Source organism: Paraburkholderia adhaesiva, assembly GCF_021390575.1.
Lineage (GTDB): Bacteria > Pseudomonadota > Gammaproteobacteria > Burkholderiales > Burkholderiaceae > Paraburkholderia > Paraburkholderia adhaesiva.
Window position 1 is genome coordinate 1,456,661 of sequence record NZ_JAJEJQ010000001.1, and the last position, 20,729, is coordinate 1,477,389.

General features: G+C 65.1%; 18 protein-coding genes and 1 pseudogene. 11 read left to right on the forward strand and 8 right to left on the reverse strand.

Translation table 11 applies throughout. The features are described from left to right. Positions 1 to 151 precede the first annotated feature (151 nt). Together rraA and L0U80_RS06545 are read left to right on the forward strand one after the other, a co-directional pair. Entirely contained in the window at positions 152 to 652 is a 501-nt protein-coding gene (gene rraA / locus L0U80_RS06540; protein WP_233863155.1) for a ribonuclease E activity regulator RraA, read from the forward strand. A 30-nt stretch (positions 653 to 682) separates the two neighbouring features. After that, entirely contained in the window at positions 683 to 1,084 is a 402-nt protein-coding gene (locus L0U80_RS06545) for a gamma-glutamylcyclotransferase family protein (RefSeq protein ID WP_233863156.1), read from the forward strand. Positions 1,085 to 1,187: 103 nt separating this feature from the next. On the opposite strand, the gene aceB is transcribed toward L0U80_RS06545, so the two are convergent. Beyond that, positions 1,188 to 2,780: a malate synthase A gene (gene aceB / locus L0U80_RS06550; RefSeq protein WP_233863157.1), complete on the reverse strand. Its 1,593-nt coding sequence runs from the start codon at positions 2,778 to 2,780 to the stop codon at positions 1,188 to 1,190. Positions 2,781 to 3,085: 305 nt separating this feature from the next. Between aceB and L0U80_RS06560 the strand changes: the two are divergent. Next, positions 3,086 to 3,265, forward strand: a pseudogene (locus L0U80_RS06560) (LysR family transcriptional regulator); the annotation flags it as partial. Between the two features lie 169 nt (positions 3,266 to 3,434). After that, positions 3,435 to 3,869 (forward strand): universal stress protein, encoded by a 435-nt coding sequence (locus L0U80_RS06565; protein WP_233863158.1) that lies wholly within the window; start codon positions 3,435 to 3,437, stop codon positions 3,867 to 3,869. A gap of 329 nt (positions 3,870 to 4,198) precedes the next feature. On the opposite strand, the gene aceA is transcribed toward L0U80_RS06565, so the two are convergent. The 3 genes from aceA to L0U80_RS06580 all read right to left on the reverse strand — a co-directional run bounded on the left by aceA (position 4,199) and on the right by L0U80_RS06580 (position 8,448). After that, positions 4,199 to 5,506, reverse strand: a complete 1,308-nt coding sequence (gene aceA / locus L0U80_RS06570) for an isocitrate lyase (protein ID WP_233863159.1) — start codon at positions 5,504 to 5,506, stop codon at positions 4,199 to 4,201. Positions 5,507 to 5,914: 408 nt separating this feature from the next. Next, positions 5,915 to 7,654, reverse strand: a complete 1,740-nt coding sequence (locus tag L0U80_RS06575) for a DEAD/DEAH box helicase (protein ID WP_233863160.1) — start codon at positions 7,652 to 7,654, stop codon at positions 5,915 to 5,917. Between the two features lie 524 nt (positions 7,655 to 8,178). Next, complete coding sequence (locus L0U80_RS06580; RefSeq protein WP_233863161.1) at positions 8,179 to 8,448, reverse strand: acyl-CoA-binding protein; 270 nt, start codon at positions 8,446 to 8,448, stop codon at positions 8,179 to 8,181. A gap of 181 nt (positions 8,449 to 8,629) precedes the next feature. Here L0U80_RS06580 and tsaB point away from each other — a divergent pair, with 181 nt between their 5' ends. Genes tsaB through L0U80_RS06600 form a run of 4 tightly spaced genes read left to right on the forward strand, consistent with a single transcriptional unit; the run spans position 8,630 to position 12,129 of the window. Continuing rightward, positions 8,630 to 9,427: a tRNA (adenosine(37)-N6)-threonylcarbamoyltransferase complex dimerization subunit type 1 TsaB gene (gene tsaB, locus L0U80_RS06585; RefSeq protein WP_233863162.1), complete on the forward strand. Its 798-nt coding sequence runs from the start codon at positions 8,630 to 8,632 to the stop codon at positions 9,425 to 9,427. Continuing rightward, a complete protein-coding gene (gene rimI, locus L0U80_RS06590; RefSeq protein WP_233863163.1) occupies positions 9,424 to 9,918 on the forward strand; it encodes a ribosomal protein S18-alanine N-acetyltransferase in 495 nt (164 codons plus the stop codon). Before tsaB ends, rimI begins: the two co-directional genes overlap by 4 nt. Continuing rightward, positions 9,905 to 10,951 (forward strand): uracil-DNA glycosylase, encoded by a 1,047-nt coding sequence (locus L0U80_RS06595; protein ID WP_233863164.1) that lies wholly within the window; start codon positions 9,905 to 9,907, stop codon positions 10,949 to 10,951. Before rimI ends, L0U80_RS06595 begins: the two co-directional genes overlap by 14 nt. Continuing rightward, positions 10,948 to 12,129, forward strand: coding sequence for a DUF1853 family protein (locus tag L0U80_RS06600; RefSeq protein ID WP_233863165.1), 1,182 nt, complete (start codon positions 10,948 to 10,950; stop codon positions 12,127 to 12,129). Before L0U80_RS06595 ends, L0U80_RS06600 begins: the two co-directional genes overlap by 4 nt. 16 nt (positions 12,130 to 12,145) lie before the next feature. Here the strand turns inward: L0U80_RS06600 and thiD are convergent, their stop codons facing one another. Both thiD and lplT read right to left on the reverse strand, forming a co-directional pair. Continuing rightward, the gene (gene thiD / locus L0U80_RS06605; protein WP_233863166.1) at positions 12,146 to 12,952 is read right to left on the reverse strand and encodes a bifunctional hydroxymethylpyrimidine kinase/phosphomethylpyrimidine kinase; all 807 of its coding nucleotides are present in this window, start codon (positions 12,950 to 12,952) and stop codon (positions 12,146 to 12,148) included. A gap of 97 nt (positions 12,953 to 13,049) precedes the next feature. Then, complete coding sequence (gene lplT, locus L0U80_RS06610) at positions 13,050 to 14,360, reverse strand: lysophospholipid transporter LplT (protein WP_233863167.1); 1,311 nt, start codon at positions 14,358 to 14,360, stop codon at positions 13,050 to 13,052. Positions 14,361 to 14,578: 218 nt separating this feature from the next. Between lplT and alr the strand changes: the two genes are divergently transcribed. The 3 genes from alr to L0U80_RS06625 all read left to right on the forward strand — a co-directional run bounded on the left by alr (position 14,579) and on the right by L0U80_RS06625 (position 17,427). Further along, positions 14,579 to 15,649: an alanine racemase gene (gene alr / locus L0U80_RS06615; RefSeq protein WP_233863168.1), complete on the forward strand. Its 1,071-nt coding sequence runs from the start codon at positions 14,579 to 14,581 to the stop codon at positions 15,647 to 15,649. 3 nt (positions 15,650 to 15,652) lie between these two features. Next, a complete protein-coding gene (radA, locus tag L0U80_RS06620) occupies positions 15,653 to 17,029 on the forward strand; it encodes a DNA repair protein RadA (RefSeq protein WP_233863169.1) in 1,377 nt (458 codons plus the stop codon). Positions 17,030 to 17,178: 149 nt separating this feature from the next. Further along, positions 17,179 to 17,427, forward strand: a complete 249-nt coding sequence (locus L0U80_RS06625) for a DUF2866 domain-containing protein (RefSeq protein WP_373322117.1) — start codon at positions 17,179 to 17,181, stop codon at positions 17,425 to 17,427. 88 nt (positions 17,428 to 17,515) lie between these two features. Here L0U80_RS06625 and L0U80_RS06630 read toward each other — a convergent pair whose 3' ends face one another. Both L0U80_RS06630 and L0U80_RS06635 read right to left on the reverse strand, forming a co-directional pair. Further along, on the reverse strand, positions 17,516 to 18,673 hold the full coding sequence (locus L0U80_RS06630; RefSeq protein ID WP_233863171.1) for a CaiB/BaiF CoA transferase family protein: 1,158 nt from the start codon (positions 18,671 to 18,673) through the stop codon (positions 17,516 to 17,518). Between the two features lie 104 nt (positions 18,674 to 18,777). Then, positions 18,778 to 20,715: an ATP-binding cassette domain-containing protein gene (locus L0U80_RS06635; RefSeq protein WP_233863172.1), complete on the reverse strand. Its 1,938-nt coding sequence runs from the start codon at positions 20,713 to 20,715 to the stop codon at positions 18,778 to 18,780. Positions 20,716 to 20,729: the final 14 nt, after the last annotated feature.

Sequence of the window (20,729 nt, forward strand, 5' to 3'; positions counted from 1 at the left end):
GCGAAGCGCGGCGAGTGACGTTGGCGGCTCGCGGACATTTTAGGCGCAATCGCTCCGGCAGCGTTGGCGCGCTGTGTTGACATGGCGGGGCGCGCGATGGTTTGTGGACAGGCATAATGCTGCCGGTTCGTCATATCGCAATGGAGACACCATGAATTTCGCCACTGCCGACCTCTGCGACGCGCACGAAGACCGGCTCGCGGCCGGCACGCTGCGCGTGCTCGATCCCGTGTTCCGCTGGTTTGGCCGCTCGCAGGCCTTCAGCGGTCCGGCGCTGACCTTGAAAGTCTTCGAGGACAACTCGCTCGTGCGTGCGACGCTGGAGACACCGGGGGCGGGTCGTGTGCTCGTCGTCGATGGCGGCGGCAGTCTGCGTTGCGCGCTCGTCGGCGGCAATCTCGGCGAACTGGCGCAGAACAATGGCTGGGCGGGCGTCGTCGTAAACGGCTGCGTGCGCGACTCGCTCGAACTGAATGCGCTCGACGTGGGGATCGTGGCGCTCGCGACTCATCCGCAGCGCAGCTTCCGGCGCGGTGCTGGCGAGCGCGAGCTGCCGGTGCGTATGCCCGGCGCGACCGTGCGGACCGGTGAATGGATTTACGCCGATAGCGACGGCGTGCTCGTGTCGCACGAGCCGCTTGGCGCGTCTTGACGTCGCGCTGTGGTCAAGAGGGACGTAACGATGCGGTACGTGTTCGTCTACGGGACGCTGCGCGCAGGCGAGATCAACGACATCAACGTTGCGGCGGCGCGTAACGCGATCACGCGGCCCCGCCTGCTCGGGCGGGCGGCGGTGGCGGGGCGATTGTTCGATTTCGGACCGTATCCGGGGATGGTCGCCGACGCGAACGCGGCGCCCGTACTCGGCGACGTCTACGAGATCGATGACGCGCTCGTGCCGGTGCTCGACGAAATCGAGGAGGTGTATCCGGGCGTGCCGGGGCTCTTCCTGTCACAGGAGGTCGAAGTCGAGGTCGAGGGGCGGCCGATGGCATGCCTCTTTTATCCGGTCGTGCGCGAGCGGGCAGATGGACGTCCGGAGATCCATTGCGGCGACTGGGTGGCGCATCGGCTGGCACGCTGAGGCCGGCGCCTCGCGTCCACGGACGCCAGATGAATAAAAGCCCGGCGGATCGAAATCCGCCGGGCTTTTTTTTGACGTTACGCGTAATGCGGTCAGCCGGTCGTTAGATCTCTTCGTAAAGCGGCAGCGTCAGGAACTCGACGAAGTTCTCGGACGTCGACATCTGTTCGAAGATCTGCGAAGCGCGCACGTAGGGCTTCGTGTCGCCTCCCACCACGGCCTTCACCTTGTCCAGTTCTTGCGGGATCAATTCGCGCACGAATTCTGCCGTGACCTTGCGGCCGTCTTCGAGCTTCCCCTTCGGTGAACGGATCCACTGCCACACCTGCGAGCGTGAGATTTCGGCGGTCGCGGCGTCTTCCATGAGGTTGTGGATCGGCACGCAGCCATTGCCCGCGAGCCACGAACCGAGGTAGTGGATCCCAACGTTGATGTTGTTGCGCAGTCCAGCTTCGGTGATTGGTGCCTCTGGACGGAAGTCGAGCAGATCCTTGCCCGCGACGCTGACGTCCGGGCGCTGCTTGCCGATCTGGTTCGGCTTGTCGCCGAGGACCTTCACAAACTCTTCCATCGCGATCGGCACGAGGCCCGGGTGGGCGACCCAGCCGCCGTCGTAGCCGTCGGTCGCGTCGCGGGCCTTGTCCGAGCGCACGCCGCCCATCGCCTTGTCGTTCGCCGCAGCGTCGTTCTTGATCGGGATGAGCGCGCTCATGCCGCCGATCGCCGGTGCGTTGCGGCGGTGGCAGGTCTTGAGTAGTTCCAGCGCGTAGGCGCGCATGAACGGCACGTTCATCGTGATCTGCGAGCGGTCCGCGAGGCAGAAGTCCTTGTCGTTCTTGAACTTCTTGATCGCCGAGAAGATGTAGTCCCAGCGGCCCGCGTTCAGGCCTGAGCTGTGCTCGCGCAGTTCGTAGAGGATCTCGTCCATCTCGAATGCGGCGAGGATCGTTTCGACGAGCACGGTCGCGCGGATAATGCCGCGCGGAATGCCCACGGCCTCCTGGGCGGCCACGAAGATGTCATTCCACAGGCGCGCTTCGAGGTGACTTTCCATCTTCGGCAGATAGAAGTACGGGCCGCTGCCGCGCGCGATCAACTCCTTCGCGTTGTGCGTCAGATAGAGCGCGAAATCGAAGATGCCGCCCGAGACGCGCTGGCCGTCCACCGTGACGTGCTTCTCGTCGAGATGCCAGCCGCGCGGACGCACGATCAGCGTCGCGACCTTGTCGTTGAGCTTGTACGACTTGCCGTTCTGTTCCAGCGAGATCGTGCGGCGAATGGCGTCCTTGAGGTTGATCTGGCCGGTGATCTGGTTGTCCCAGTTCGGCGCGTTCGAATCCTCGAAGTCGGTCATGTAGGCATCGGCACCCGAGTTCAGCGCGTTGATGATCATCTTGCGCTCGACCGGACCCGTGATTTCGACACGGCGGCATTCGAGATCCTTCGGCAGAGCCGCGATCTTCCAGTCGCCTTCGCGGATCGACTTCGTCTCTGCGAGGAAGTCCGGGCGCTCGCCCGCGTCGAGGCGCCGGGTGCGTTCGACGCGCGCCTTGAGCAGTTCCTGACGACGCGGCTCGAATGCGCGGTGCAGCTTCGCGACGAGGGCGAGCGCCTCGGACGTGAGGATCGTTTCGAAGCCGGGCTTGATCTCGGCCGAGATCTGAATGCCCTGCGGCAGTTGCAGCGTGTTTGACATGATTGCTCCTTTGTCGGTCAGTTTAGGAATGCCTGGGTTAGACGCGTTGCCGGACGGGGACGGGTTCGTCACGCACTGGGGCGGGGGCGAGCCGGGGTCCGTTCAGGCGACGCTGCGGTGTAGAGAAGGGCGGCGAGTTTCACCTTGCCGCCGAGGGTGCCGTGCGGCGCGACGTCGGGTTCTTCGGCGGGCAGACGCTGGCGGTTGATCCAGAAGGTCGTGTTGCCGAACCAGCCGGCACGCGCGACGTCCAGTCGTTCGAGGAGACGGACACGATCTCGCGCGGTGCCCCGCCGAAGGCGGCCGAGCCGGGCGCGCAGGCTGCGGTGGCGCGGCTCGTCGCCGTGCTCGACGCATTCGCTGCGCCGCCCATCGGCGTTCATGCGGTGTTTCCGCAGCGCAAGCACTTGCCGTTGCGCGCGTGCTTCTTTTTCGATGTTCTTAAGCATACATACGGTCGCCCGGGGTACTGGGGCCAGGACTGACGCTTTCGTCTGGCGCGCACGTATGCGCGTTTCCGATATGCGTGGAGACCCGGATGCGCGCCTTGCGCCGGTTTTTGGCGCACTACAATCGTTTTGATGGCGTTCGGGCGTCGTTCGCCCGCATCGCTGGTATCACCGTCAGTGGCCGCTGCCGACAACGGAGGGCGCCATGTTCAAGCACATCCTCGTTCCGACCGACGGCTCGGATCTGTCGAAAAAAGCGATCGACGGCGCGATCGACCTCGCGCGCACCGTTGGGGCGCGCGTCACGGCCTACGCCTGTCTTCCGCAATATCCGTACTCACCTTATTCGGATGTCGCGATCGAACCACCCGGCGATTTCCAGACGCGCACTGAACGAGAGGCGCGTACACATCTGCAGGAAATCGAGGAGGCGGCGCGAAGCGCGGGCGTGGTCTGCGAGAGCCGAACGAGCGTCCATCCGTCACCGTATCTCGGCATCATCGAAGCTGCCGAATCCGGTGGCTGCGATGTGATCTTCATGGCTTCGCATGGCCGACGCGGACTCGGCAGCCTGCTGATCGGCAGCGAGACGCAGCGCGTGCTGACGCATACGAAAATTCCGGTGATCGTTTACCGCTGATGGCCTGACGTGGCCTGGCTTGGCGGGGTGAACCCCAGTCGGCGCATGGGCAAGCTGGTGCGTACCCATGCGCCTTCCGTGGCTGCGTCCCCGTTGGGCTTCTTTTTAATGCCCAGGTTTCGGGCCGTGGCTCCGGCGGATTGCCGGATCGTGAGGCTGGCCGGATTGTGTCCGTCCAAGCCGCGGCCTTACCCTGTCCTCCCGTTTTGTCCTGCCTGTCGCGGACATCTGTGATGCACGCCGGGCTGCGCCTGTGGCCAGTGAGCCCCCGCCAGGGTCACGCTTGCTGGCCACGGCGCCGCCTGACGGCACCGGTGCTGCTAATAGCTTTACGCTACCTTCTTGTCGAAGAACTGTTCGTCTTCTGTCGAACCGTGCAGGGCGGTCGTCGAGGCTTCGCGCTCGACCGTCTGCGTCACGGCGTCGAAGTAGCCCGTGCCCACTTCGCGCTGGTGCTTGACTGCGGTGAAGCCCTTCTCGGCGGCGGCAAATTCCGCCTGCTGGAGTTCGACGAATGCGCTCATGTTCTGGCGCGCATAGCCGTGCGCGAGGTTGAACATCGAGTAGTTCAGCGAGTGGAAGCCGGCGAGCGTGATGAACTGGAACTTGTAGCCCATCGCGCCGAGCTCGCGCTGGAACTTCGCAATCGTTGCGTCGTCGAGGTTCTTCTTCCAGTTGAACGACGGCGAGCAGTTGTAGGCGAGCAGTTTGTCCGGAAACTGCTTGTGGATCGCTTCCGCGAACTGCTTCGCGAACGCGAGATCCGGCTTGCCCGTCTCGCACCAGATCATGTCGGCATAAGGCGCGTAGGCGAGACCGCGCGAGATCGACTGCTCGAGGCCGTTGCGCGTGCGGAAAAAGCCTTCCACGGTGCGCTCGCCGGTGAGGAATGGCTTGTCGTTGTCGTCGATGTCGGACGTGACGAGGTCGGCGGCTTCCGCGTCGGTGCGGGCGAGCAGCACGGTCGGCACGCCGCAGACGTCGGCGGCGAGACGCGCGGCGGTCAGCTTCGCGACGGCCTCGCGCGTCGGCACGAGCACCTTGCCGCCCATGTGGCCGCACTTCTTCACCGACGCGAGCTGGTCTTCGAAGTGCACGCCCGCGGCGCCTGCTTCGATCATCGCCTTCATCAGTTCGAACGCATTCAGCACGCCGCCGAAGCCGGCTTCAGCGTCTGCGACGATCGGCTGGAAGAAGTCGACGTAGCCTTCATCGCCGGGGTTCTTGCCTTCGGACCACTGGATCTGGTCGGCGCGCGTGAGTGTGGCGTTGATGCGCTTGACGACTTGCGGCACCGAGTTGGCCGGGTAGAGCGACTGGTCCGGATACATTTCACCGGCGAGGTTGGCGTCGCCCGCGACCTGCCAGCCCGACAGGTAGATCGCCTTGAGGCCGGCCTTGACCTGCTGCATGGCCTGGTTGCCAGTCAGCGCGCCGAGCGAGTTGATGAAGGGCTCCGTGTTCACGCCCTGCCAGAGCTTCTCGGCGCCAATCTTCGCGAGCGTGTGCTCGGGGTGGATCGAGCCGCGCAGGCGCACCACGTCTTCGGCGGTGTAGTTGCGCTTGACACCCTTCCATCGCGGATCCGTTTCCCATTGCCGCTGCAGTTGCTGCGCTTGTTCCTGACGGTTCGACATGGTGTGCTCCTTCGTTTGCCCGATAAGTAAGACCAGTCTGCGTAGCTGACTCGACGATGAGAGACGCTTCGGGTGGATTTCGCGCGTTTCGTTTCGTGAAGTCTTATATAAGAGTCTAGGGAAATCGATCTGGGCGCGACAGGCCGCTGGTGAGGTTTGTTGATTATTTTTAGTTGATTAAAATCAATTGGTTACATGCTGCGTTTCGCGATGAGAAATACAATTTCCCATGTTGCAATAGCGCGCTTTGTGCCACGCAGCACGATTTTTTACCAAGCAAAAATTTTTTTCGTATCGTGAAACGACGGTGGAGACAAAAAAAGACCGGTGACTAAGCACCGGTCTTTCAGGAGTCGCTACGGGAGCAGGGCGCAAAAAGCGCTGCCGTGCTCCCGGGAGTGGTTGCGATCAGCTATCGCGACGCGCGCCGCGCGGGCCGTCGTTGCGGCGGGTGCTGAAGCCCTCGCGCGAGCGGCCGAAGCCTTCGCCGCGCGGTTGGCCGTAGCCGCGGTTGTTGCCGCCTTCACCGCGCGGAGCGCCGTAAGCGGGGCGCGAGCCATTACCGCCGTCGCGCTGACCGTAGCCGCCATCACGCTGGCCATAGCCGCCATCACGCGACTGACCGGCGTAGCCGCCACGCGACGAGCCTTCGGACTTGCCTTGCCAGCTGCCGCCGTTACCGCCATTGCCGTTACCGCTGCGGTTGCCGTTGCTGTAGCCACCCGGCTTGCCGCTGCCGCTGCCAAAGCGACGACCGCCGCCGCCGTTGCCGCCAGGACGGCCACGGCCGCCGCCGAAGCCGCGATTCGCGGGCGGCGCCTTGCGCGGCTCGAAGCCTTCGACGATGTTGACCGGCAGCGTCGAGCGCACGAAGCGCTCGATGCGCTTGAGCGCGCCTTGCTCGGCGTGATGCACAAGGCTGACTGCGGTGCCCGAGCGGCCTGCGCGACCCGTGCGGCCGATACGGTGAACGTAGTCTTCCGCGAACTTCGGCAGGTCGTAGTTGAAGACGTGCGTGATGCCAGGGATGTCGATGCCGCGTGCCGCGACGTCGGTTGCGACCAGCACGCGCACGCGACGCTCGCGCAGTGCACGGATCGTGCGATTACGCGCGCCCTGCGGCAGATCGCCGTGCAGCGCGGCGGTTTCGAAGCCCGCGTCGGCGAGCTTGCCGGCCAGCTGGTCGGCGTCCATCTTGGTCGCCGTGAACACGATGGCCTGGTCGAGGCTCTCGTTGCGCAGCAGGTGATCGAGCAGGCGATCCTTGTGATCGCGGTCGTCGACGTAATGCACGGTCTGCGCGATGTTCGACTTCGACTCGATCTTGTGCGTGATTTCGATACGCTCCGGGTCCTTCAGCAGACGGCCCGTGAGCGAGCCGATCTTGCCGTCGAGCGTGGCGGAGAACAGCATCGTCTGGCGCGATTCGGGCGTGGCGGCGACGATCGATTCGATGTCGTCGATGAAGCCCATGTCGAGCATGCGATCGGCTTCGTCGAGGACGAGCATCTTGAGTTCCGACAGGTCGATGCGGCCGCGCTCGAGGTGGTCGAGCAGACGGCCCGGCGTCGCGACGAGGATCTCGGGGTTCTTCGCGAGCAGCATCAGCTGCTGGCTGTAGGCCACGCCGCCGAGGATGCTGACCGTGCGCAGGCGGCGCAGATGCTTGCCGTACGTCGTCGCGGCGGTGGTCACCTGCATGGCGAGTTCACGCGTCGGCGTGAGGACGAGGAGGCCCGGGCGCGCGACGGGTTGCGGACGGCGCTGGCGACGATCGCCCTGGCCACCCTGGGCGCCTTGCGGACGCGGCTCGCGCGGCTGTGCGGCCTGGGCTTTCTGGATCTGCGCGAAACGCTCGATCGCAGGCAGCATGAACGCTGCGGTCTTGCCCGAACCGGTCGGGCTCGAGACCATCAGGTCGCGGCCGGCGATGGCCGCCGGAATCGCGCGTTGCTGCACGGGCGTCGGCGACTTGTAGCCCGCTGCGTCCAGCGCCGAGACGATCTCCGGCGACAGGCCGAGCGACGCAAACGTCGGGCCTTCGGGCGTTTCGGCGGCGGCAGGCGCGGGCGCGTCAGCGGCGGCATCGAGACCGAGGGCAACGTTGGCGATTGCGTCGAGGGGGCTTTGGGTAATGCTCGAAGTCATGAAAATCCTTGGTGAAACAGGAAATAGAACGTCGGCGCCAATCGGCATACCCAAGTCGTCGGATTTTGCAAACAAATCGAAAAACGGGGGCAACCCGCCACGTGGCAGGTTTTCGTTAGAAGCTGTTTCGGATGCGGCGCACCGGAACTGGTTTGCCGCCAGCCTGAGACAAGACAGCCTCTACGTGGAAGAGGCCAAGGCAGGAGGGGACAGGTTCTAAACTGGATTGGAGCTTAACGCTACGAGGCGCCAGGCTGGCCCGCCCAGTCTGAACTGGGTGGCCGGAACGCGGCGCAGCGCAAATTATATCCGGTTTTGTTGCGCTGCGCCAGAGTGATGCACCGGCAAGGGATTGCCTCGCGCCGTGGGCGGTGGCAAGCGTACGCGGTCAGTTTGGGGTCAGAGACGTTGCTCGTGCGCGGTAAGCGACACGAAGTCACGACGAGGTCGCGGCAGCCGTCGCGGTGCCGTCTGGCGTCCGGAAGCTTGCCGCGTAGGGGGCTCGCCGCCGGACGCAAGGGCAATCAGCTTGCGGTGCCGCTCTTGAGCGATTCGACCAGCTCGACGTACTGCTGCTTTGCCGCGTCCTGCGAAGTGCCTTGCAGCGCGGACCACGCTTCGTACTTGTACTTGCCGACAATGTCGGTGAAACCGGGCTTGTCGCCCTGGACGTCGCCTTTCGTGGCCTGCTTGTAGAGCGCATAGAGGCGCAGCAGCGTCAGATTGCCCGGACGCTCGGGCAGTTGCTGCACTTCTTCGTGCGCTTTCTCGAACAGGGCGTTGATATCGCTCATCGATGTTTCTCCACTCGTTTAATCGGAACCGCGGCGATAGTAGCAGCACGCCCCGCGGTTATGCTGGAACGATTCCTCCAGAGCGGCCGGTCTGGTGCCAGGCAACGGACGAAGAGCGCGCGAACGCACGGACCATGCCCGGCACGGGACCGCGAGGGGGCGCCGCATTACAATAGCGGTCATGACTGACACCGTGCTGCTTGCCCTCGATACGTCGACCGAATTCTGCTCGGTCGCGCTGCTTCGCGCCACCGCCTCTGCCGGCGGCGTTTCCGTTACCGAACCCTACGCCGAGGTGGCTGTGTGGGTGCGCCATGAAGCCACCGGCGCCGTCTCAAGCACGCGCCTGTTGCCCGCCATCGGCGAACTGCTCGATGAAGCGGGGCTGTCGCTGGCGGACTGCGATGCCATTGCCTTTGGCGCCGGTCCGGGTTCGTTCACCGGACTGCGCACCGCGACGGGCGTTGCTCAGGGGCTCGCGTTCGGGCTCGACATTCCAGTGGTGCCGGTGGGCACATTGCTCGTGTGTGCGGAGAGTGCCCGTTTGCGCGATCCGTCTGCGACGCGCGTGCTGGCGGCGCTCGACGCGCGCATGGACGAGGCCTACTGGGCCGACTACGAATGGGATGCGGCGGCGAGCGACTGGCGTACGTTGCGTCCGGCGTCGCTAGATGCACCGGAGCGAATCATCGCGCCCGACGTACCGTTCACGCTGGCGGGCAACGCCGCGGCGGCGTTCGGCACGCGGCTCGGGGCGGCCGCTACGGCCCGTACGGTCGATACCGAGGCGCTGCCGCACGCATTGCCGCTGGCACACGTAGCGCTGCGGGCGTTCCGCGCAGGCCGCACACTGCGCGCCGACGAAGCCGCGCCCGAATACATGCGCAACAAGGTCGCGCAGACTACGGCTGAGCGGCTCGCCGCCAAGGCGGCTGTTGCGAACGTGCCGCCCACCTCTGTCGACGAGGACCGGCGATGAGCGGCGTGTTGATGGCCGACCGCTATATGTCGCAGATGACCGAGAGCGACCTCGACGAGGTTGCCGCCATCGAGCGGTCCGCCTACGAGTTCCCATGGTCGCGCGGCAACTTCGAAGACTCGCTGCGCAACGGCTACTACGGCATCTGTATGCGCCACGTGACCGGCGCGCTGATTGGCTATTGCGTGCTGATGCCGGTGGTCGATGAAATGCATCTGCTGAATCTGTGCGTCGCGCCCGAGGCGCAGGGTGCGGGCGCCGGGCTCACGCTGTTGCGCGAGTCGGTGCGCATTGCGCTTGCGAATGGGCTGGAAGGGATGCTGCTGGAAGTGCGGCCGTCGAATCACCGGGCGATCCGGTTGTATGAGCAGTTCGGCTTTATCACGATCGGCCGGCGCAAAAACTACTATCCCGCCCGGCATCACAGCCGCGAGGACGCAATCGTGATGCGTTTTTCTTTTGCTGAGGAGGGCGCAGATGGCGCTCGATGACTTCGCGCTGGAAGAACTCGGCCTCGCGCCGCGCTGGGTGAGCAAGGGGGCGCAGGCGGCGCGCGTGGGGACGATGGTGGACGAAGTGCCGGGTGGGGACGTGCAGTCCACACCGGTTTCGGCGTGCGCCGGGGAGCCCGAGATCGCTTCGATGGTGGTTCGTGGGGCCGACATGCCTGCCGTTCAAGCCGAAAATGCGGGCGCAGACCGGCCAACAGCGCGAACCGGCGATCTTCCGGCGCGGCCCGCTCGCGCCGCCGATACCGTCGCTGCCGAACGTGCTGCGCCGGACATGCGTTCGGCCGAAACGTCTGCTGCTAACGTCCCGATCACGTCGGACGAACTGCCGCCGACCGAAGACGATTTCGCCTGGTTTGACGACACGCCTGCGCCGTCCCGACCCGTCGGTGATGAACCCGCGTCACAGCCTGCCGAGCCCCGCAACGATGTTGCAACGCTGGACTGGGACGCGCTTTCCCAATGCGTGACATCCTGCACGCGCTGCCGTCTGTGCGAAAAGCGCACGAACACGGTGTTCGGCGTGGGCGACCGCGAAGCCGACTGGATGCTGATCGGAGAGGCGCCTGGCGAAAACGAAGACCGCCAGGGCGAACCTTTCGTCGGCCAGGCGGGCAAGCTGCTCGACAACATGCTGCGTGCGCTGTCGCTCGCGCGCGGCGAGAACGTCTATATCGCCAACGTTATCAAGTGCCGCCCGCCCGGTAACCGGAATCCGGAACCCGATGAAGTCGCGCGCTGCGAGCCCTACCTGCAGCGTCAGGTTGCGCTCGTCAAGCCGAAGATCATCGTCGCGCTGGGCCGCTTCGCGGCGCAGAGCCTGCTCAGGAGCGAGGGCAGTATCGCGTCGTTGCGCTCCCGCGTGCACGAGTACGAGGGCGTGCCGGTGATCGTCACCTATCACCCGGCATATCTGCTGCGCAGCCTGCATGACAAATCCAAGGCGTGGGCTGATCTGTGCCTCGCGCGCGATACCTTGCGCGCCGGACGAAGCGACGACGGCGGCGAAAAATGAATGCCGCCGGGCCCGTGGATGCGTCCGGCGTTGATGTTGCCGGGTGCCTCGATGGGCTGACCGATCCCGCAGTGCGCGATCTCGCGTGGCTGCTTTTCAGCGCGGATCTGCTGCGTGCGCAACCGCCGCGGGCGCCGCTTGCCGAGCTGTGGGCCGATCGCATTAAGGCTCAGCTTGCCGCGCAATGGCTCGCGCGGCTCGACGCCGACCCGACGCCGCTCTGGGCGGTCCTGGAGGAGAGCCGGCCGACCCGTCTTGGCCGATACGCCGAGATCTTGCTCGGCTGGTTTCTCGAACACGGGCCGGCGCCGCGGCTCATCGCGGCGAACGTGCCGTTGCGGCGCGCGGGCCGCACGCTCGGTGAGTGCGATTTTCTTGCCGAGACGCCCGACGGCCAGCGGCTGCACTGGGAGCTTGCTGTGAAGTGCTATCTGCACACGGGGGATTCCGGCACGACGCTGGCCGATTTCGTCGGGCCCAATCTGCGCGATCGCTTCGACCGCAAGTTCACTCGTCTGCTCGATCATCAGCTCCGGCTTACCGAGCGCGAAGAGTTCGTTTCGCTCGGGCTTCCGGGGCCGTGGCTCGCGCAGATGTTCGTGAAGGGCTGGTTGTTCTATCGGGCGGGGGAACACGTGCAGACGCTCGCAAGCGATCCGCCCGCGCTTGGACCGGGGCATGCGCGCGGCTGGTGGGTGACCCGGTCCGAGTGGTCCGAATTCGCTGCTAAGCAAGTTGCGGATGGTTGGAGCGTATTGCCGCGACTGGCGTGGCTCGGGACCCGCCGTATCCCGGCAGGCACGCTCTTAAGGGAGGTGGCAAGCGGTAGCGCCGAAGACTACGTCACGCACGTCGAGACGTCATCGCACACCGCAGGTCGGTTTGACGGGCCGGATGCGGTTCGCGCGAGCGCGACCAGCGGCGCATTCACAGCGGACAATACAGCGCCGGACGCGAGTGTAGAGCGCGCGCAGCGTTCGAACAGCTTCGCCGACCGGATGTCGATTGTCGCGCCGGTCGATCCCGAAACCTTGCTGACCCATCTGCCGCGCCCCGGCGAGCCGGCGATGGTCGCTGCCTTTCTTGGCGATCGTGCGAACGGTTACGTCGAGTGCTCGCGGGGCTTCATCGTCCCCGACGACTGGCCCGCGCGGGCGTTGGCTTTCGCGCGAGAATAGCGCCGCGCGCGGCTCCTCACCACCAGCGATAGAAGTGATGGACCGGCCCGACGCCGTGGCCGACGTCGAGGCGCCCGCTCGCTTCGAGCGCGCCGGTGAGGTACTGCTTGGCGTCGCTGACGGCATCGGCGAGACCCGCGCGCTGAGGCCACAGCGCCGCGATCGAGGACGACAGCGTGCAGCCCGTTCCGTGCGTATTCGTGACCGGCACGCGCACAGCGCCGAGGCGCAGCGTGCCGCCTTCCTCGACGAGCCAGTCCGGGCTGTCGGTGCCGCCGAGGTGCCCGCCCTTCATCAACACGGCCCGCGCGCCGAGTGCGCGCAGCGCCTCGCCTTGCTCGACCATCGCCGCTTCGTCGGTGGCCGGTTCGACACCGAGCAGCGCCGCGGCTTCCGGCAGATTCGGTGTGACAACGCCCGCGAGCGGCAGCAATTCCTCGCGCAGCGCGGCGACCGCCTCCGGCGCGAGTAGCGCATGGTTGCTCTTCGAAATCATCACCGTGTCGAGCACGACGCGTGGTGGCTTGTGACGCCGTAGCGCGTCGGCGACCGCGCGCACGATCTGCGCGTTCGCCAGCATGCCGATTTTCACGGCATCGATGCGGATATCGTCGAACACCGCGTCTAGCTGCGCAGTGACGAACGCGGGATCCGGCGCGTGGATCGCGGTTACGCCGCGCGTGTTCTGCGCGGTGAGCGCGGTGATGACGCTCGCCCCGTAGGCGCCGAGTGCGGAGAATGCCTTCAGGTCGGCCTGGATACCTGCGCCGCCGCCTGAATCGGAGCCGGCGATCGTGAGGACGTTGGGAATCGATGAGGTCATGGCAGTGTGGAGTGCGAGCAAGGCGCGCGTCTCGGCGCAAACGCGGGACGCAAAAGCGCCGCGCGCAAACTGGCGGCGCGCTGGCGCGGCGAACCGATCAATGACGGTGATTTTCGCCGATCAGCGCAACGGAGTCGAACGCGCGTTGATTGGCCTGATGACGGCGCATCACGACCCACATCATGAGGCAGACGAAGGTGCCGAACAGCACGATCACGATGGTCACAGGCACGTCGAGCCAGACGAGCACGGCGTAGAGGCACAGCATGATGAGAACCGAAAGGTTCTCGTTAAAATTTTGCACGGCGATCGAGTGGCCGGCGGAGAGCAGAACGTGGCCGCGGTGCTGTAGCAGCGCATTCATTGGCACAACGAAGAAACCGGAGAGTCCGCCAATGATGATCAGGAACACGTAGGCGAAGAACATGTAGCCGCTCACGTGCAGATGGCCGATGCGCAGGCCCCAGTGCTGCGGAAAGAGATCGCGCGTATAGAACGCCAGCAGCATGACGGCGAGACCCATAATGACGCCGACCGGCAGGACCGAGAGCGACTTCTTGAGCGGCACGCGTGCGGCGGCAATCATCGCGCCGGCCGCAACGCCCACGGCGACGAGGGCCTGCAGGATCGCGCCCTCCGAGAGCGACATGCCGAGCGAGACCTCGGCCCACTTGAGCACGATGAACTGCAGCGTGGCGCCTGCACCCCAAAAGAGTGTCGTGACCGCAAGCGAGATCTGGCCGAGCTTGTCGCGCCACAGAATCTGGAAGCAGTCGGCGAAATCGGAAATGAGGCGGATCGGGCCGTGTTGCTGGCGCGGGTAGCGGGCGCCGGTGTCGGGAATGCGCAGATTGAAGAGGGCGGCGATGACGTAGATGCCCATGATGATGACCATGGCGGCCTGAGCGGGACTGCCGATCCACGCCGGCGTATGGCGGATCACATGCGATGCAATGTGAGGGCTGATGAGCGCGCCGCCCATGACGGTGCCGAGAATGATCGAGCCGACTGTTGTGCCCTCGATCCAGCCGTTCGCGGCGACCAGCCGTTCAGGTGGCAACAATTCTGTCAGAATGCCGTATTTCGCGGGTGAATACGCTGCGGCCCCGAAACCAACGACACCGTAGGCGAACAGGGGATGCGTTCCGGCCAGCATCATGGCGCAGCCGAACACCTTGATCGTGTTCGTGATGAACATCACGCGGCCCTTGGGGCGCGAATCGGCAAAGGCGCCGACGAAAGCGGCGAGAACGACGTAGGAAAGGACGAAGAACAGCTTGAGCAGCGGCGTCATCCAGTTCGGGGCGTGGAGATCTTTAAGCAGTGCAATCGCAGCGATCAGGAGCGCATTGTCGGCCAACGACGAAAAAAACTGCGCGGCCATAATGGTGTAAAAGCCTTTTTTCATCTGATGCGATGCTTTCCTCGCTGCGGTCCGTCCGCCCCGGACGGGTGGGTGCATCCGGGCTTATTACGTTCGAAATAGGTTGTGCGCAGGGCTTTATATCACGAAAATAGCTGGTTTCGGACTAGCAGAATCCTTGAGCGCCAGACGGGTGGGCCTTCCGGGCGCTGAAACCACACTGTAAGCACCTGATTCGAAAGCGTCTTTACGAAAACTACCCCATGCCTCGCCCCCTCTCCGCCACGATTCACACCGCCGCACTCGCCAACAATCTCGCAGTCGCCCGCCGATACGCGCCGAAGTCGAAAATATGGGCCGTGGTCAAGGCCAACGCCTACGGGCACGGGCTTGCGCGCGCGTTCCCTGGTCTACGCGCCACGGACGGTTTCGGGCTGCTCGATCTGGAAGAGGCGGTGAAGCTGCGCGAACTCGGCTGGGCAGGGCCGATCCTGCTGCTTGAAGGCTTTTTCCGTTCCACCGATATCGATGTGGTCGACCGCTACAGCCTCACCACGGTCGTGCACTCGGACGAGCAGATGCGCATGCTCGAAATGGCGCGTCTTTCGAAGCCGGTCAACATTCAGCTGAAGATGAACAGCGGCATGAACCGGCTCGGCTACATGCCTGAGAAATATCGCGCGGCATGGGAGCGTGCACGCGCCTGCCCCGGCATCGGTCAGATCACACTGATGACGCACTTCGCGGACGCCGATACGCCGCGCGGCATCGGCGAGCAGATGGAAGCGTTCGAGCGCGGCGCGCAGGGTATCGCGGGCGCGCGCAGTCTCGCCAATTCGGCGGCGACGCTCTGGCATCCGTCCGCGCATTTCGACTGGGTGCGCCCCGGCATCATCCTCTACGGCGCGTCGCCGTCGGGCGTGGCATCGGCGATCGACGGTGTCGGCCTGCAACCGGCCATGACGTTCACCTCTGAACTGATCGGCACGCAGAACATCGCGGAGGGTCAGACGATCGGTTACGGCTCGATCTTCAAGGCGAAGAAGCCGATGCGCATCGGCGTCGTCGCGTGCGGCTATGCGGACGGCTATCCGCGCTCCGCGCCCGAAGGCACGCCGGTGATCGTCGACGGCGTGCGCACACAGGTCGTCGGGCGCGTGTCGATGGACATGTTCACCGTCGATCTCACGCCGGTGCCGCATGCGGGTACCGGTGCGCGAGTCGAGCTGTGGGGCACGAACCTGCCGATCGACGATGTCGCACAGGCATGCGGCACGATCGGCTATGAGCTGATGTGCGCCGTGGCGCCCCGCGTTCCGGTGCGGGCGGAATAAGCGGTGGCAAAGTTCAAGACGCTGTACATCTGCACCGAGTGCGGAGGGCAGGCGCCCAAATGGCAGGGGCAATGCCCCGCGTGCGGCGCGTGGAACACGTTGGTGGAGAGCGTCGCCGAAACGGCGGGCAACAACCGCTTCCAGTCGCTCGCGAAGAGCGCGCCGGTGCGGCGTCTCGCCGAGATCGAGGCGTCCGATGTGCCGCGCTTCACGACCGGCGTCGGCGAATTCGACCGCGTGCTGGGCGGCGGGCTCGTGGCTGGCGGCGTGGTGCTGATCGGCGGCGATCCGGGCATTGGTAAGTCGACGTTGCTGCTGCAATCGCTTGCGGAGATTGCGGCCGAACGCCGCGCGCTCTACGTGAGCGGCGAAGAATCGGCGGCGCAGATCGCGTTGCGTGCGCAACGGCTCGCGCTGCTCGATCCCGGTTCGAAGGCGAGCGAGCTTCAGCTACTCGCCGAAATCCAGCTCGAAAAAATTCAGGCGACGATCGAGGCCGAAAAACCCGATGTCGCGGTGATCGACTCGATTCAGACCATTTACTCCGAGGCGCTGACTTCCGCGCCTGGCTCGGTCGCGCAGGTGCGCGAATGCGCGGCGCAGCTCACGCGCATCGCGAAGCAGTCCGGCACGGCGATCATCATGGTGGGCCACGTCACGAAAGAGGGCAACCTCGCGGGGCCCCGTGTGCTGGAGCACATCGTCGATACGGTGCTCTACTTCGAAGGCGACACGCATTCGTCGTTCCGACTCGTGCGCGCGTTCAAGAACCGCTTCGGCGCGGTCAACGAACTCGGCGTGTTCGCGATGACCGACAGGGGCTTGCGCGGCGTCGCCAATCCGTCGGCGCTATTTCTTTCGCAGCACGAGCAGAGCGTGCCGGGTTCGTGCGTGCTCGTGACCCAGGAGGGTTCGCGCCCGCTGCTGGTCGAGGTGCAGGCGCTCGTCGATACCGCGCAGGTGCCCAATCCGCGGCGCCTCGCAGTCGGCCTCGAGCAGAACCGGCTTGCGTTGCTGCTCGCGGTGCTGCACCGGCACGCGGGCGTCGCGTGCTTCGATCAGGACGTGTTCCTGAACGCCGTGGGCGGCGTCAAGATCACCGAACCGGCCGCAGACCTCGCCGTGTTGCTCGCCATTCACTCGTCGATGCGTAACAAGGCGTTGCCGAAGGGCCTGATCGTTTTCGGCGAAGTGGGCCTTGCGGGCGAGATCCGGCCCTCGCCACGCGGTCAGGAGCGTTTGAAGGAAGCGGCGAAGCTGGGCTTTTCATGTGCGCTGATTCCGCGCGCCAATGCGCCGAAACAGCCGATCGACGGTTTGCAGGTGATTGCCGTCGAGCGGATCGAAGAGGCTATCGACAAGGTCCGCACGTTTGAGTGAGCGAACGGCCTCGCGCGCTGTACTGTCGCGTAATCATTAGTAACAACCCTCGTACAGACTGTAACCTGGGTTTTCTGCGAATTCCCTATCCTTGGCCGCATGTTCAACCCGCGTCCAGCGGAAGGGATAGCGTCTTGAGACAGACTGAGATGTCCATCGGCGATCGTTCGATCGTCGTACGCGGCTGCCGGGTATCGGAGCCGCTCATGCAGCCTTGGGGCAGCAGTTGCCGAATCGTCGAGTGGATCGACAGCGACGGGTGCATCTCGCGCCGCGTGGTGGCCGGGAACGTGACGGCGGCACAGGTGCGCAGCACCATCTCGCATCACGTGGAAGGGCGCAAGCACTTCCTCTATGACGATGAGCGCTTGCCACGGCAAACGCTCCCGCGTCGATAGCCAGTGAAAAAATGGGCGCCTCGGGCGCCCATTTTTGTTTGTGCATTGCCTGTGCCGCGGCTGAGCGTGATTTGCATCACGCGACGGCTCAACCCCAGGGCCCGTACGTAAATGGCTTGTTGCCATCGCCACCAAACGCGCCGGTTTGCGGAGTCGTGGCGGATGTGGCTTGTGCTGGTGCTGCTGCTGCTGCTGTCTGCGTCACGACGCCTTGCGCCGGCTGCTCGTCTGTCTGAGCTGCGTCGGATGCTTCGAGCATCTGCTGCAGAACTTCCGGGTTGAAAAGCGGGTGTTGTGCCGCCTCGCCGGGCGTGAGCACTGGCGTTGCGCAGCAGTCGATGGGTTCGAGCCGGTCGATCCAGGTTTGCAGCGGCTCGGAAGCGATGACCGCCGCCAGTTCACGAGTGAGCGCGGCGGCATCCGCACCGCCGATCGCCTGACCGAGGCTCCAGTGCCGCTCGGCCCAATCATCGCGACCGAGCGCCTTGCAGAGCGCCTGCCAGAACTTCAACTCCAGCGCGCCGACGGCGAGCCAGCGGCCGTCCTGTGTGCGATACAGGTTGTAGCAGGGCACGCCGCCGTTGAGCAGGCCGCCGCCGGGCTGGTTGGCCGCCTCGTCGTCATTGGCGAGCGCAACCTGTGCGACCACGTTGTGCGCGTAGGTGGCGTGCGCCATCGAAACGTCGATGAAGCGGCCACCGCCTCCGCGCGCGACATACCAGAGCGCGGCGAGGATCTGCGTCACCGCGGAGAGCGCGCCGCCGAGCAGGTCCGCGATCTGGAAGTTCGGCAGCACGGGCGTACCGTCGCGTGCCACGAGCTGGTCGAGGACGCCCGAATAGCCAATGTAGTTCAGGTCGTGTCCGGCGCGATCCGCGAATGGCCCTTCCGCGCCGTAGCCGCTGATGGCGCAGTAGACGAGCCGGGGATTGATGGTGCGTAGCTTTTCGTAGCCCACGCCGAGCCGCGTCATCACACCGGGACGGTAGCTCTCGACGATCACGTCGGCCTCGCGCGCGAGCGCACACAGGACATTGCGCCCGCTCTCCGACTTCAGGTCGATCCGCGTTTCGCGTTTGCCGCGATTGACGAGGCGGTAGAACGCGCCGGGCCGTGTGGCGACTTCATCGGCGGAACTCTGCATCATCACGCGGGTGGCGTCGCCTGTGCCCGGGGGCTCGATCTTCAGCACGTCGGCGCCCATTTCCGCGAGGCGCAACGTGGCGACCGGCCCGGGTAGAAGCATGGTCAGATCAAGGACGCGTAGGCCTTGCAATGCAGCGGGTGACGGCACTCGTATCTCCTTTGCTTCATGCAGCGCGCGTGATGCGCGTCGTATGCGTTGCGCGGCTAGCCGATCTGTTCGAGTTCATCATGCGCGTCGAGCCAGTCGGCTTCGAGCGTATCGAGTCGGGCCTGGACTTCGGCCTGGCGGCGGATCGCGTCGGTCAGGCGCGTCTTCCGCTCGGGCGCGTAGCTTTCGGGGTCGGCGACGAACGCATCCAGCGTACCCTTTTCTGCATTGAGCGCGTCCATTTCCTTCTCGATCTTGCCGATTTTCGCCTGGAGCGGCTTTTTCAGCAGCGAAAGTTTCTGGCGCGTCTCGGCTTCCTGGCGGCGCTGTTCCTTGCGATTGACGCCTGCATCGGCCGTGCCGTCGCCGTCTGCCGCGGCATCCTGCTTGAGCGCCGCGCGTTGTTCGGCAGCATGCTGGAGCAGCCAGTCGCGGTAGTCGTCGAGATCGCCGTCGAACGGCTGCAGGCGATGCTTCGCGACGAGCATGAACTGGTCGGTCGTCGCGCGCAACAGATGGCGATCGTGCGACACCACGATCAGCGTCCCTTCGAACTGAGCGAGCGCCATCGTGAGCGCGTGGCGGGTTTCGAGGTCGAGGTGGTTGGTCGGCTCGTCGAGCAGCAGCAGATTCGGCTTCTGCCAGATGATGAGTGCGAGCGCGAGACGCGCCTTTTCGCCACCCGAGAACGGTGCGATGGGCGCGGTGGCCATCTCGCCGGGAAAATTGAAGCCGCCGAGAAAGTCGCGGAGTTCCTGCTCGCGGGTGTCGGGCGCGAGGCGCGCCAGATGCCGTAGCGGCGAGTCGTCCGGACGCAAGGTTTCCAGCTGATGCTGCGCGAAATAGCCGATCTGCAGCCCCTTGCCCGTGCGCAGATCGCCCGAGAGCGGCGCGAGCGTGCCTGCGAGCGTCTTGATCAGCGTGGACTTGCCCTGGCCGTTCGCGCCGAGCAGGCCGATACGCTGGCCGTTCTGGATCGACAGAGTGACCTGCTCGACGATGGGCGTTTCGCTGCCATCCTCGGCGCGGTAGCCGCAACGCACGTTTTCCATCACGAGCATGGGATTCGGTGCGGAATCGGGCGCGCGGAACTCGAACGTGAACGGCGAACTCGCGTGCGCGGGCGCGATCAGTTCCATCTTTTCGAGCGCCTTCACGCGGCTCTGCGCCTGGCGTGCCTTCGTGGCCTTGGCCTTGAAGCGGTCGATGAAGCTTTGCAGGTGCGCGACGGTTCTCTGCTGCTTTTCATACGCGCTTTGCTGGAGCGCCAGTTGTTGCGCGCGCAGGATTTCGAACTGTGAGTAATTGCCGCCGTAACGTTTAATCTGCTGATTCTCGAGATGCAACGTGACGTTACAGACCGAATCGAGGAATTCGCGGTCGTGCGAAATGACGACGAGCGTTCCAGGATAGCGATGCAGCCAGTCTTCGAGCCAGACGATCGCGTCGAGGTCGAGGTGGTTCGTGGGTTCGTCGAGCAGCAGCAGGTCCGAGCGGCACATCAGCGCCTGCGCGAGGTTCAGGCGCATGCGCCAGCCGCCGGAAAAGCTCGCGACCGGCGCGCAGGTTTGTTCGAGCGTGAAGCCGAGGCCGAGCAACAACGCTTCGCCGCGCGCGGGCGCGGTATAGCCGTCGGCGTCGGCGAAGGCGGCGTGCGCTTCGGCCTCGGCCGCGCCGTCGTGCGCCGCCGATGCCGCGGCGATGCGCGTTTCGATCTCGCGCAGCGCGGCGTCACCGTCGAGCGTGTAGTCGAGCGCGCTGCGGTCAACTGCAGGCGTTTCCTGCGCGACGTGCGCGATGCGCCACGACGGCGGGAGCGAGAAGTCGCCGGCGTCCGCGTGCAGCTCGCCACGCAGCACGGCGAACAGCGTCGATTTGCCCGCGCCGTTAGCGCCGATGAGCCCAACCTTTTCGCCGGGATTCAGCGTGAATGAGGTCTCATTAAAGAGCGGCTTGGTGCCGCGGGCAAGACTGAATTGATTGAAGCGGATCACAGCAGGGCCAGCGA

Excerpts from the sequence above, each read along its gene's own strand:
- rraA (WP_233863155.1), top strand. The coding sequence starts at position 152 with ATGAATTTCGCCACTGCCGACCTCTGCGACGCGCACGAAGACCGGCTC.
- L0U80_RS06545 (WP_233863156.1), top strand. The coding sequence starts at position 683 with ATGCGGTACGTGTTCGTCTACGGGACGCTGCGCGCAGGCGAGATCAAC.
- aceB (WP_233863157.1), bottom strand. The coding sequence starts at position 2,780 with ATGTCAAACACGCTGCAACTGCCGCAGGGCATTCAGATCTCGGCCGAG.
- L0U80_RS06565 (WP_233863158.1), top strand. The coding sequence starts at position 3,435 with ATGTTCAAGCACATCCTCGTTCCGACCGACGGCTCGGATCTGTCGAAA.
- aceA (WP_233863159.1), bottom strand. The coding sequence starts at position 5,506 with ATGTCGAACCGTCAGGAACAAGCGCAGCAACTGCAGCGGCAATGGGAA.
- L0U80_RS06575 (WP_233863160.1), bottom strand. The coding sequence starts at position 7,654 with ATGACTTCGAGCATTACCCAAAGCCCCCTCGACGCAATCGCCAACGTT.
- L0U80_RS06580 (WP_233863161.1), bottom strand. The coding sequence starts at position 8,448 with ATGAGCGATATCAACGCCCTGTTCGAGAAAGCGCACGAAGAAGTGCAG.
- tsaB (WP_233863162.1), top strand. The coding sequence starts at position 8,630 with ATGACTGACACCGTGCTGCTTGCCCTCGATACGTCGACCGAATTCTGC.
- rimI (WP_233863163.1), top strand. The coding sequence starts at position 9,424 with ATGAGCGGCGTGTTGATGGCCGACCGCTATATGTCGCAGATGACCGAG.
- L0U80_RS06595 (WP_233863164.1), top strand. The coding sequence starts at position 9,905 with ATGGCGCTCGATGACTTCGCGCTGGAAGAACTCGGCCTCGCGCCGCGC.
- L0U80_RS06600 (WP_233863165.1), top strand. The coding sequence starts at position 10,948 with ATGAATGCCGCCGGGCCCGTGGATGCGTCCGGCGTTGATGTTGCCGGG.
- thiD (WP_233863166.1), bottom strand. The coding sequence starts at position 12,952 with ATGACCTCATCGATTCCCAACGTCCTCACGATCGCCGGCTCCGATTCA.
- lplT (WP_233863167.1), bottom strand. The coding sequence starts at position 14,360 with ATGAAAAAAGGCTTTTACACCATTATGGCCGCGCAGTTTTTTTCGTCG.
- alr (WP_233863168.1), top strand. The coding sequence starts at position 14,579 with ATGCCTCGCCCCCTCTCCGCCACGATTCACACCGCCGCACTCGCCAAC.
- L0U80_RS06625 (WP_373322117.1), top strand. The coding sequence starts at position 17,179 with ATGTCCATCGGCGATCGTTCGATCGTCGTACGCGGCTGCCGGGTATCG.
- L0U80_RS06630 (WP_233863171.1), bottom strand. The coding sequence starts at position 18,673 with ATGCTTCTACCCGGGCCGGTCGCCACGTTGCGCCTCGCGGAAATGGGC.